Raw genomic sequence first — 12087 nt, forward strand, 5'->3', positions numbered from 1 at the left:
ATGCTGAGGTCTTCATAAAGTCACCTTTCATTGAAGACGCTGTGTGCCTGGCCGCAGCGCATCGAGGAAAAGCACCACGTGTCCGAGGCAGTAACCCGATCTCCCGTTCCCACCCGTTCGTCCACCGGTTTCGTGCGTCGTCACTGGCGCGGCGATTATGGGCTGGGCCGCTCCTACTGGCTGCATACCGTCCTGCTGACCTCGCTGGTACCGGCGCTGGCCATCTCGGTGCTGGCGCGGCTGACCAACGACATGCCGGCGCGCTACGGCATGGCCGGGGTGCTGGGCATCGCCGCCTTCAGCTATCTGGCCTGGATCTGGGGCATATGCGGCTGCTGGCGCTCGGCCAGCAAGCATGTGGGGCGCGGCGGACGGCGCTGGGCCGAGGTCGTGGTCAAGTTCCTCATCCTCTGTGGTGTCATCAGCATGGTCACCAGCACCTGGCGGGCGGCGCACTCGGTACGTGAACAGCTGGAGATCGCGCTGGGCAAGCAACTGGGGCCGCCCGTGGTGTATCAGGTGCGGGTGGATGGCAAGTCGGTCCTGCTGCAAGGTGGCATGAACGATGGTGCAGCCGATGGCCTCGATGCGGTCCTGCAACAGCACCCCTCGGTGCGCACCGTAGTGCTGTATTCGGCCGGTGGCTGGGTGCGCGAGGGCAAGCTGGTGGGCGAGGTGATCCGTCGTCACCGGCTCAACACCTATGTGGAGCAGGAGTGCTCGTCCTCCTGCACGCTGGCCTTCCTGGCCGGCCGTGACCGTGCCATGGACCCGCGCGCGCACATCGGTTTCCACACCCTCTATACCGTCGGTGGCGATGACCGCATCAACAAGAGCTTCGACCGCAAGCTGACCTTCGAGACCTACGGCAAGCTGGGCCTGCCGCATGACTTCATCGAACGCATTGCCGATACGCCGGCAGCGCAGAGCTGGTATCCCGAGCTGGGCCAGCTGTTGCAGGCCGGCGTGCTCACGCGCCTGGCACCGGGCGGCGAGACCGCCCAGATCGCCACCATCGCCACGTCGCGCGATGTGCTGGAGGCCGAATTCAAGAAGGGCGCGCTCTTCGACATCATGGCGCGCTATCACCCGGCCGCCTTCGCACGGACCATCGACCTGGCCTGGGCCAAGGTGCAGGCGCATGCCTCGGATGCCGAGATCCTGGCCGTGGGACGCGAGCAGGTCGGACTGCTGAGTCGGCGGCTGCTGCCCATCGCCTCCGATGAATCGCTGGCCGAGTTCCAGCAATTGCTGCTGGATGAGGCCGTGGCGCTGCGCGGCATCAGCGTGTCGGCCTGTACCGAACTGATCTATCCCCGTTCGCGCGCCGATGCCGCGGCCGGCCGGGAAGCCCCGCAAGCGGCGCTGCCACAGGAATTCGCCAACCGCGAGCAACAGATGACCCAGCGCCTGCTGCGCGATGCCGACCCGGCCAACGCCGGGCGCTACAGCCTGGCCGAGCGGACCCGCGTCATGCGCAAGGCGCTGGCCCCGCTGACCCAGGAACAATTGAAACTGCTGTCCTCGCCATTGCGGCGCCAGGCCGATCCGGTGGCGACCTGCGATGCCTCCATCGCCTACCTGCTGGCTGTCAATCAGTTGCCCCCAGCCGAAAAACGCGTCGCCTTGCGAGTGTTGTATTCCCGCGAATGAGGCGGACAGGCAGCGTATGCTGCAATGCGGTAAAATAAGAACTTCCTTTCCTGCCCGCCGTGCGGCATGCCGCACGTGAGTTGTCGGCACGACATCGTACATGTCATTGCTTGCTGTTCCATTCCTGCCGCGACCCTGACGTCTGCGGCTGCTGCTTTCCTGCTGCTTTCCCGCTGTTTTCCCGCTGATCTTGCCCATGACGACCATCGCCACCCCGACTTCGCGCCTGCGCGATCTGCGCCAGAACGTACTGGCCGGCCTCACCACTTCCTTTGCACTGGTGCCCGAATGTATCGCCTTTGCGCTGGTGGCCCAGTTGAACCCGCTCATGGGGCTATATGGTGCTTTCTTCATCTGTACCATCACGGCTCTTTTCGGTGGCCGCCCGGGCATGATTTCCGGGGCTGCCGGCTCGATGGCCGTGGTCATCGTGGCGCTGGTGGTGCAGCATGGTGCACAGTATTTCCTGGCGACGGTGGTGCTCTCGGGCGTGATCATGCTGCTCTTCGGTGCCCTCAGGCTGGGCAAGCTGGTGCGCATGGTGCCGCATCCGGTGATGCTGGGTTTCGTCAATGGCCTGGCCATCGTGATCGCCATGTCGCAGCTGGAGCATTTCCGTGTCGATACTGCTGCCGGTCCGCAATGGCTGCAGGGCTCGGCGCTGGCCATCATGATCGGCCTGACCCTGGCGACCATGCTGATCGTGTGGCTGCTGCCGCGCGTGACCAAGGCGGTTCCACCGGCGCTGGCGGCCATTCTGGGGGTGGGACTGGTGACCTGGGCCAGCGGCCTGCATACCCGTACGCTGGCCGACATGGCCCACATCGCCGGCGGCCTGCCGCCACTGCACTGGCCGAGCGTGCCGATGAACCTGGAGACGCTGCGCATCATCGGTCCCTACGCGGTACTCATGGCCATCGTCGGCCTGCTTGAAACCCTGCTGACCTTCAATCTCACCGATGAGATCACCTCCAGCCGGGGCCAGCCCAACCGCGAATGCCTGGCCCTGGGCGCGGCCAACATCGTCTCGGGCCTGTTCGGTGGCATGGGCGGTTGCGCCATGATCGGCCAGACCATGATCAACCTCGGCTCCGGCGGCCGGTCGCGGCTCTCCGGAGTGGTGGCCGGTGGCATGATCCTGCTGTTCATCCTGTTCCTTTCGCCGGCCATCGAGCGTATTCCTCTGGCCGCGCTGGCCGGGGTCATGCTGGTGGTGGCGCAGGAGACCTTCGCCTGGGGCTCGCTGCGGGTGCTGGGCAAGGTGCCGCGGAACGACGCGCTGGTCATCATTGCGGTGACGGTCATTACGGTGCTGACCGATCTGGCCGTGGCTGTGTTGTGCGGCATCGTGATCGCCGCGCTCAACTTCGCCTGGCAGCATGCGCGCGAAGTGCGCTCGGATGTGCGCGATGAAGACGACGGCAGCCGCACCTACCTGCCGCATGGCACGCTGTTCTTTGCCTCCACCACGCATTTCCTCGAATTGTTCGATACCGTCAATGATCCGCAGCAGGTCACCCTGGATTGCCGCCATCTGCGCCTGGCCGATCATTCCGCCATTGCCGCCGTGCAGACCCTGGCCGAGCGCTATGCCCGACTTGGCAAGGACCTGCGCGTGGTGACCTTGTCGCAGCGCTGCAGCCAGTTGTTGCAGCGGGCGGGCTTGCCGCAGGTGGCGTAAAAAAATGCCCGCCGTCGCTGGGTGCGGGGCGGGCTGAAGTACCACGGGAAATTCTGCTGCATGACCGGCCCGCATCGAAGGATGCGGGCCGGTTTTTCGTATTGCTGGTTTTTTGTTTGTTGCTTGTCGCTGCGGGCGCTCCTACTTCGAGGAAGACAGCTGCGTCGCCGGTCCGCCCCAGCCGCCGCCCAGTGCGCGGATCAGGTTGACGGTGGAACGGGCGCGTTCGCCATCGAGCGTGACCGAGGCGCGCCTGGTCTGCAGCACGGTGCGATCGGCATCGATGACGCTGAAGTAGCTCACCGCACCCTCGCGGTACTGCGTGTGCGAGAGTTTGGCTGCGCGCGAGGAGGCGGCCACGGCTTCATCCTGGGCGCGGTTCTGGTCGTCCAGGATGCGCAGATTGGCCAGGTTGTCTTCCACTTCGCGGAAGGCATTCAAGACCGTGCCGCGATAGGTGGCCACCTGTTCTTCATAGCTGGCGCGCGCACGATCCACACCGGCCTGACGGCGGCCGCCATCGAAGAGCGGCATCGACAAGGCCGTGCCTACCAGCGGTCCCAGCAGGAAAGTGCGGCTGGACCAGTTGAAGAGATCGCCCAGTTGCGCCGACTCATACCCCAGGCCACCGGTCAGGTTCAGCGCCGGGAAGAAGGCCGACTTGGCCACGCCCACGCGGGCATTGGCGGCAGCCATGGCGCGCTCGGCGGCGGCGATGTCGGGACGGCGTTCCAGCAGCGCCGAGGGCAGCCCGGCCGGCACCGATACGTTCAGGCGCGTGAGCGGTTGTGGCGGCAGCGAGAACTCGGCCGGGGTGCGGCCCAGCAGGATCGCCAGCGCATGTTCGGCACTGGCGCGCTGGCGCGCAATGCCCAGCGCCTCCGATTGGGCCGAGGCCAGTTCGGAGCGGGCACGGGCGACGTCGACCTCGCTGATATCACCCTCATCGAAGCGGCGCTGCACCAGGCGCAGCGATTCCTGGCGCAGGTCCACAGTGCCGCGGTACAGCTCGGCGGCGGCATCCAGTTCGCGCACCTGGAAATACTGCTGCGCCACGTCGGCCTGCAAGGCCAGCAGCACCGAGTGGAACAATGCCTCGCTGCGCTGGGCATCGGCGGTAGCGGCATCGACCGTGGAGGCGACCCGGCCGAACAGGTCAACTTCGTAAGAAACATTCACTTGTGCGCGATACAGAGTGAACGGTTGTGTATTGGCATCGGCCGCTAACCCTTGTGAGGCGGGCGAAGGGCGCTGGCGGGTCGCGCCGACCCCTGCATCCACCTGCGGGAAGTAGCCCGAGCGTGCATCGCGGGTCAGGGCGCGCGCCTGGCCGAGGCGCGCGGCGGCGGCCTTGAGGTCCTGGTTGGCTTGCCGGGCGGTGTCTTCGAGGGCGTTCAGCTTGTCGTCACCGAAGATCTTCCACCACTCGCCGCGGGCGATGTCTTCGGCGGGCCGGGCGGTCTTCCACTGGCTGCCGTTTTCGCCGGTCTGCGCGGTCGGGGCGGCTTCCTTGAAGGCGGCCGGGGTGTCCACCGAAGGACGTTCATAGGTCGGGGCCACCGAGCAGCCGGCCAGTACCAGCAGCGCTGCCAGCAGGGCCGAGCCGATGCGCACGGGGCGCAGCAGGCGGCTCATCGATAGAGATTGGGTCATCATTTTTCTTGCTCCATTCATGGGCTGATCCGCAGATCAGCGATCATCCTGTGCGCCCGGTGCAGCATGGGCGATGTGGGTGCCGGCGGTCATCGGGGCTTCGTGATGCGAGGCCGAGTGCAGTGCGCGGCGGTCGATGGTGCGCAGCAGGACATAGAACACCGGGGTCAGGAACAGGCCGAACAGGGTCACGCCCAGCATGCCGAAGAACACCGCGATCCCCATCGCATGACGCATTTCCGAACCCGCGCCGGAGGACGTCACCAGCGGCACCACACCCATGATGAAGGCGATGGAGGTCATCAGGATCGGACGCAGACGCAGGCGGCTGGCTTCGATGGCGGCTTGTACGGCGCTGCGGCCCTGCATCTCCAGTTCGCGGGCGAATTCCACGATCAGGATGGCGTTCTTGGCCGAGAGTCCCACCAGTACCATCAGGCCGATCTGGGTGAAGATGTTGTTGTCGCCACGGGTCAGCCAGACACCGGTCAAGGCCGCCAGGATGCTCATCGGCACGATCAGGATCACGGCCAGCGGCAGGGTCAGGCTTTCATACAGCGCGGCCAGCACCAGGAACACCAGCAGCACGCTGATCGGGAACACCCACACGCCCGCATTGCCGGCCAGGATCTTCTGATAGGTCAGGTCGGTCCATTCGAACTTGATGCCGCGTGGCAGGGTGGCAGCGGCCACGCGTTCGGCAGCAGCCTGGGCCTGGTCCGACGAATAGCCGGGCGCCGGGCCGCCGTTGATGTCGGCGGCGGTATAACCGTTGTAGCGCACCACCATCTCCGGACCGAAGGTCTGCTTGACCTTCACCACCGAAGACAGCGGCACCATCTCGCCGGCATCGTTGCGGGTCTTCAGTTGCGCGATGTCCTCGGCCTTGGCGCGGAAGGGCGCGTCAGCCTGGGCACGCACCTGGTAGACGCGGCCGAAGCGGTTGAAGTCGTTCACATACAGCGAGCCGAGGTAGATCTGCATGGTGTTGAACACATCGGTGACAGGGATGCCGAGCTGCTTGGCCTTCACGCGATCCAGTTCCACATCCAGTTGCGGCACGTTGATCTGGTAGCTGGAGAACATCGGACCCAGCGCCGGTTCCTTGGCTGCCGCCTTCATGAAGGCTTGTGCGGCCTTGTCCAGTTCGGCATAACCCAGCGCACCGCGGTCTTCGATCTGCATCTTGAAGCCACCCAGCGTGCCCAGCCCCATGACTGGCGGTGGCGGGAAGACGGCGGTGAAGGCTTCCTTGATGCTGCCGAATTTCTTGTTCAGCGAAGCGGCGATGGCATTGCCCGACAATTCCTTGCTCTTGCGTTCCTCGAAGGGCTTCAGACCCACGAAGACGATACCGGCCGAGGAGCTGTTGGTGAAACCGTTGATGGACAGGCCGGGGAAGGCAATCGCACTGGCCACACCGGGTTCCTTCAACATGATGTCGCTCATCTTGCGCATCACTTCTTCGCTGCGGTCGATGGAGGCGCCATTGGGCAACTGCGCGAACGCCACCAGGTATTGCTTGTCCTGCCCCGGCACGAAACCGCCGGGGACGATGTAGGACACCCCCAGGGTCGCGGCCAGCAGCACCACATACACGCCCATGGTGGCGCCCTTGCGCTTGATCACGCCGGTCACGCCGCCGCCGTAGTTGTTGGAGGCGCGATTGAAGAAGCGGTTGAAGCGGACGAAGAAACCACCGAGGAAGCGGTCCATCTGGCGCGTCAGCCAGTCCGGCTTGTCACCGTGGCCCTTGAGCAGCAGGGCGGCCAGGGCCGGCGAGAGCGTCAACGAATTGAAGGCCGAGATGACGGTGGAAATCGCAATGGTCATCGCGAACTGCTTGTAGAACTGGCCGGTCAGGCCGGTCATGAAGGCCAGCGGCACGAACACCGCCACCAGCGTCAGGGCAATGGCGATGATGGGGCCGGAGACCTCCTGCATGGCGCGATAGGTGGCGTCCCGCGGCGAGAGCCCGGCGCCGATGTTGCGCTCGACGTTTTCCACCACCACGATGGCATCGTCGACCACGATACCGATGGCCAGCACCATCCCGAACAGCGACAGCGCATTGATGGTGTAGCCGAATCCCAGCATCAGCGAGAAGGTACCGATGATGGACACCGGCACCGCCAGGAGCGGAATGATGGAGGCGCGCCAGGTCTGCAGGAAGATGATCACCACGATCACCACCAGCGCAATGGCTTCCAGCAGCGTATGCACCACCGCTTCGATGGAAGCACGCACGAACTGGGTCGGGTCATAGACGATGCTGTAGCTGACCGAGCTGGGGAAGTCGGCCGACAATTCCTTCATCGCCGCGCGCACCTGGGTCGAGACTTCCAGCGCATTGGCGCCGGGCGCCTGGAAGATGGGGATGGCCACGGCCGGCTTGTTGTCCAGCAGCGAGCGCAGGCCGTATTCGGAAGCGGCCAATTCCACCCGGGCCACGTCACCCAGGCGGGTGGTGGCGCCATCCGGCGAGGCTTTCAGGATGATGTCGCGGAATTCGGCTTCGGTCTTCAGGCGGCCTTGCGCGTTCACCGACAGTTGCAGCGGCGTGTCCGGCGAACTGGGCGAGGCGCCGATCACACCGGCGGCCACCTGCACGTTCTGCTCGCGGATGGCGCGCACCACGTCCGAAGCCGTCAGGCCGCGCTGCGCTACCTTGTTGGGATCGAGCCAGACGCGCATGGCGTAGTTGCCAGAACCGAACAGGCCCACTTCACCAACACCCTGGATACGCGCCAGGCGGTCCTTGACGTTGAGGACCGCATAGTTGCGCAGGTAGGTGGTGTCATAGCGGTTGTCGGGCGAGGTCAGGTGCACCACCATGGTCAGCGTGGGGGAGGACTTGAGCGTGGTCACGCCCAGGCGCTGCACGTCTTCCGGCAGGCGCGGCAGGGCTTGCGAGACGCGGTTCTGCACCAGTTGCTGGGCCTTGTCGGGATCGACCCCCAGGCGGAAGTTGACGGTGATGGTGAGGTTGCCGTCGCTGTTGGCCTGCGACTGCATGTAGAGCATGTTTTCCACACCGTTGATCTGCTCTTCCAGCGGCGAGGCTACCGTCTCGGCGATCACCTTGGGATTGGCACCAGGATACTGCGCGCGCACCACCACCGAGGGCGGCACCACTTCCGGATATTCGGAGATGGGCAGCTGCAGCATGGCCAGCACGCCGCCCAGCAAGAGCAGTACCGACAGCACACCCGCAAAGATCGGGCGGTCGATGAAGAATTTGGAGATGTTCATGTAGGTTCCTTGTCAGTCGTCAGGATGCAAACGCCCGGGCAGCGGGCGGTTTGCGCCCCTGCGACTTGTTCTTCCTTGAATGCGAGAGAGGTCTGTGTCGGATCAGGCCTTGCCGGCAGCAGGTACCGATGCCGCCGTCGCGGTCTGCACCTGCATCGGCACCACGGTCGGGGTGATGGCGTCACCCGGACGGATGCGCTGCAGGCCATTGACCACGATGCGTTCACCCGGCTGCAGACCCTTTTCGATCACCACCAGGCCACCGTGACCGGCGCCTACCACCACCTGGCGATAGCTGGCGTGGTTGTCCTTGTCGGCCACCATCACGAAGCGCTTGTCCTGGTCGGTGCCGATGGCCTTTTCATCGATCAGCACCGCCTCATGGGGCGAGCCGCCACCCAGGCGCACGCGGGCATACAGACCCGGTACCAGCTGACCATCGGCATTGTCGAAGATGGCGCGCACGCGGATGGTGCCGGAGGCGGTGTCGAGACGGTTGTCCACCGAACCGACCCGGCCCTTGCGCGAGTAGCCGTCTTCATTGGCCAGGCCCAGTTCCACGGGGACGGTGGTGCCTGCGGCGCGGGCCGGGTTGACGTATTTCAGGAAACTTTGTTCATCTACGTCGAAGGAGGCATAGACCTTGGCCACGGATACCAGCGTGGTGAGGGGCGCATTGGCTGCACCGGGGTTCACTACGTTCCCGACCGTGACTTCGGCGCGGGAAATACGTCCGGACACCGGTGCGGTGATGCGGGTGTATTCCAGGTTCAGGCGTGCTGCACGCAGGGCGGCGCGGGCGGCGGCGACGTTGGCCGAGGCTTCGCGCGAGGCGTTCTGCTTCTCTTCGAAGTCGCGCTTGGCGATGGCGTTGTCGCCCAGCAGGCGCTGACCACGGGCCAGATCGGAGGCGGTGTAGCCGGCGCGGGCTTCGGCACCGGCCAGCTGGGCTTCGGCACGGGCGACTTCGGCCTCATAAGGGCGCGGATCGATGGTGAAGAGCAGATCGCCCTTCTTGACCAGCGCGCCATCCTTGAAGTGGACGGCGGTCAGGGTGCCGCCAACCAGGGGACGGATTTCGACACGATCGACGGCTTCGATGCGGCCCGAATAGGATTGCCAGTCGATGATCCGGCGCTGGACCACTTCGGCCACATCGACCGGGGCACCAGCGGCGGCGGCGGTCGGTGCGGTGGTGGCGTTGGCCGAGAGGCCTACCACCGAAATGGCGCCACCGATAGCGAGGGCGATGACGGCCAGGACCGTAGCGGTGAGAGCGAAGCGTTTGCGCAGTGGAGCGGGAGTGTTCATTTTCTTGTCCTCAAAGTGAAGTGGAGGGGTGAAGCGGATACGGCAGGAATTCAGCGGGCGCGGCATCGCGTCGCAAGCTGGCGAAGCGACAGCGCAGGAAATTGACGATCTCGGTCAGCAGCGGCAGGTGCGTACGCAGCGCGCCATGCGTGATACCGGCAAAGCGCGAGACCTGGGTCGGCACACCGGCGCGGATCAGGCTGGAGGCGTATTTTTCCGCCTCCGGGCACAACACGTCGCGCTCGGCGGTGGCGATGAAGGCCGGCGGCAGACCGGCCAGGCGGCTCACTTCCAGCGGTGCGGCATAGGGATGCAGGCGCTGCATGGTCTGCGGCAGGTACTGGCGATAGCTGGCCGCACAGGTCTCGGCGGTGAGGTCCGATTGCAGGCGGGCGGCGTCGCCCAGCAGGCGCATGCTCGGATCCAGCATCGGGCTGATCAGCACCTGGGCCGCCAGCGGCTTGCCGCAGCGGTCGCGCGTCATCATGGTCAGGCTGGCGGCCAGGCTGCCACCGGCGTCGTCACCGGCCACCACCATGCGCTCCAGGTCCACCTTCAGTTCGGCCGCGTTCTTGCAGGCCCAGGTGGCGGCGGCAAAGGCGTCTTCGGGCGCGGCCGGGAAGGGCTTGGCCGGGGCCAGCGCGTAGCCCACCGAGAGCACCACGGCCTGGTTGTGCCGTGCCAGGAAACTGGCCGGGGTATCGGCGTCGTCCAGTGAACCACTGGTGAAACCGCCACCGTGGAAATACAGCACCAGCGGGCGTTTCTCGCCCTTGGGCAGCGCCTCGGCGGGCTGGTACAGACGCACGGGGATACGTCCCAGCGGGCCTGGAACGAAGAAATTGCGGATGTCCAGCGAAGAGGAAGCGTGCATGATGAGCGCCCGGGCCGAAGCCACTTGTCCAAGAATGAGGCGAATTGTGCGGCACAGCAGGGTCTCGAATAAACACCTATAATCCAACAACACTGTTCGGCAACCCTGAACAATCGGGAGCATCAATTCGTTCACTTTGCTATCCTTTTTAGTGAAGAAAAAACCAGTTCAGCCGCCCCGGCCGGGCAGGCTTGCTGAGGTGGCATCGGCAAGATTGGCTGCCGATGCACTAAGTTGGCTGGCTTTTGGCGTTATTTGGTTTAAATTGGGATGAGGCTTGTTGCTGCATCCCGTCATGGCAAGACGGCGCGCCGGGGGCGGTGCCTGGCCTTGCGTGGATCTGTCTTGGCCCCCGTTTGCCGCGCCGGTGTTGACCCCGGTGGCGGCCTCAAAGGAGAGAGCGATGGACCGTTTCCAGGCCATGCAGGTCTTTACCGCTGTGGTGGATGCCAACAGCTTCACGCGCGCTGCCGACAACCTGAACCTGCCGCGCACCACCGTCACCACCCTGATCCAGGGGCTGGAGAGCATGCTGCAAGTGCGCCTGCTGAACCGCACCACGCGCCGCATCAGCCTCACACCTGATGGCGCGGCCTATTACGAGCGCTGCGTGCGCATCCTGGCTGACATCGACGAGACCGAGCAGTCCTTCCGCAATGTCACGCGCGGCCCGCAGGGACGACTGCGCATCGACGTGCCCGGCTCGATCGGCCGCCTGATGTTGCTGCCCAACCTGTGCGATTTCTACGGCAAGTACCCGGACATCGAACTGGTCATGGGCATGGGCGACCGTCCGGTGGATCTGGTGCAGGAGGCAGTGGACTGCGTCATCCGCGTGGGCGAGCTGCAGGATTCCTCGATGGTGGCGCGCCGCATCGGCACCTTCCAGACCGTGACCTGCGCCGCGCCTTCCTACCTGGAGCGCCATGGCGTACCGCACACCCTGGAAGATCTGCAGCAGCACCAGTCGGTGCATTACTTCTCCAGCCGTACCGGGCGTACCATCGACTGGGATTTCGTGGTCGATGGCGTCACCCGCGAGGTGAAGATGAACGGACGTCTTTCCGTCAACGATGCCGATGCCTACGTGGAATGCGCACTGCAGGGCTTCGGCATGGTGCAGGCGCCGCTCTACATGGTCACGCGCCACATCGACGAAGGCCGGCTGGTGGAGGTGCTGTCGCAATGGAAACCGGCACCGCTGCCAATCTCGGTGGTGTACCTGCACAACCGTCATCTCTCGCCCAAGGTGCGCGCCTTCGTGGACTGGGTGGCCGAGCTGTTCGCTACCTGCCCGCTGAACAAGGCCTGCACCATGGGCATGGAAGACAGCGAGTGCCACTTCGTCAACAAGCCCGAATCCACGACGGTGCGTACGGTGGTAGAGCAGTACAACATCGCGGAGAGCGTGTTCTGACCGATTCTGTATCGCTTTGGGTTCGGCGAGGATTATGCAGTGGTGGCACCGCTTTGCGCGTGCCTTAAGTTGCAGATTTTCTGCCCGATTCTCTGTGTGTCGTGCTTGGGTTTTCAGGTGGGGCAGCGCCGCGTCCTTTTGTATGCTGCGTTGTTGGAATTTTGGTCGGACCCATTTCTGTTGCGGCATACCTGATTCTGCAAACTTCTTGCCTGATTCTCCGGTCTTGCATCATGGAGGATCAGG

Annotated in this window: 7 protein-coding genes; 3 read left to right on the forward strand and 4 right to left on the reverse strand. The window is 64.7% G+C overall.

Translation table 11 applies throughout. The annotated features are described in order from the left end of the window. Nucleotides 1–78 precede the first annotated feature (78 nt). Nucleotides 79–1653 (forward strand): hypothetical protein, encoded by a 1575-nt coding sequence (locus GWL_RS21660; RefSeq protein WP_192811597.1) that lies wholly within the window; start codon nt 79–81, stop codon nt 1651–1653. Nucleotides 1654–1849: 196 nt separating this feature from the next. Next, a complete protein-coding gene (locus GWL_RS21665; RefSeq protein WP_008334478.1) occupies nt 1850–3334 on the forward strand; it encodes a SulP family inorganic anion transporter in 1485 nt (494 codons plus the stop codon). 141 nt (nt 3335–3475) lie between these two features. On the opposite strand, the gene GWL_RS21670 is transcribed toward GWL_RS21665, so the two are convergent. The 4 genes from GWL_RS21670 to GWL_RS21685 all read right to left on the reverse strand — a co-directional run bounded on the left by GWL_RS21670 (nt 3476) and on the right by GWL_RS21685 (nt 10424). Next, nucleotides 3476–4990 (reverse strand): efflux transporter outer membrane subunit, encoded by a 1515-nt coding sequence (locus GWL_RS21670; protein WP_008334480.1) that lies wholly within the window; start codon nt 4988–4990, stop codon nt 3476–3478. Between the two features lie 33 nt (nt 4991–5023). Then, nucleotides 5024–8239: an efflux RND transporter permease subunit gene (locus GWL_RS21675; RefSeq protein ID WP_008334481.1), complete on the reverse strand. Its 3216-nt coding sequence runs from the start codon at nt 8237–8239 to the stop codon at nt 5024–5026. 102 nt (nt 8240–8341) lie between these two features. Next, the gene (locus GWL_RS21680; protein ID WP_008334482.1) at nt 8342–9550 is read right to left on the reverse strand and encodes an efflux RND transporter periplasmic adaptor subunit; all 1209 of its coding nucleotides are present in this window, start codon (nt 9548–9550) and stop codon (nt 8342–8344) included. 10 nt (nt 9551–9560) lie between these two features. Then, on the reverse strand, nt 9561–10424 hold the full coding sequence (locus GWL_RS21685) for an alpha/beta hydrolase fold domain-containing protein (protein WP_175342936.1): 864 nt from the start codon (nt 10422–10424) through the stop codon (nt 9561–9563). Nucleotides 10425–10827: 403 nt separating this feature from the next. Between GWL_RS21685 and GWL_RS21690 the strand changes: the two genes are divergently transcribed. Beyond that, on the forward strand, nt 10828–11841 hold the full coding sequence (locus tag GWL_RS21690; protein WP_008334492.1) for a LysR family transcriptional regulator: 1014 nt from the start codon (nt 10828–10830) through the stop codon (nt 11839–11841). Nucleotides 11842–12087 lie beyond the last annotated feature (246 nt).

The organism is Herbaspirillum sp. GW103 (genome assembly GCF_000261365.1).
Lineage (GTDB): Bacteria > Pseudomonadota > Gammaproteobacteria > Burkholderiales > Burkholderiaceae_D > Herbaspirillum.

Excerpts from the sequence above, each read along its gene's own strand:
- GWL_RS21665 (WP_008334478.1), top strand. The coding sequence starts at position 1,850 with ATGACGACCATCGCCACCCCGACTTCGCGCCTGCGCGATCTGCGCCAG.
- GWL_RS21670 (WP_008334480.1), bottom strand. The coding sequence starts at position 4,990 with ATGATGACCCAATCTCTATCGATGAGCCGCCTGCTGCGCCCCGTGCGC.
- GWL_RS21675 (WP_008334481.1), bottom strand. The coding sequence starts at position 8,239 with ATGAACATCTCCAAATTCTTCATCGACCGCCCGATCTTTGCGGGTGTG.
- GWL_RS21680 (WP_008334482.1), bottom strand. The coding sequence starts at position 9,550 with ATGAACACTCCCGCTCCACTGCGCAAACGCTTCGCTCTCACCGCTACG.
- GWL_RS21685 (WP_175342936.1), bottom strand. The coding sequence starts at position 10,424 with ATGCACGCTTCCTCTTCGCTGGACATCCGCAATTTCTTCGTTCCAGGC.
- GWL_RS21690 (WP_008334492.1), top strand. The coding sequence starts at position 10,828 with ATGGACCGTTTCCAGGCCATGCAGGTCTTTACCGCTGTGGTGGATGCC.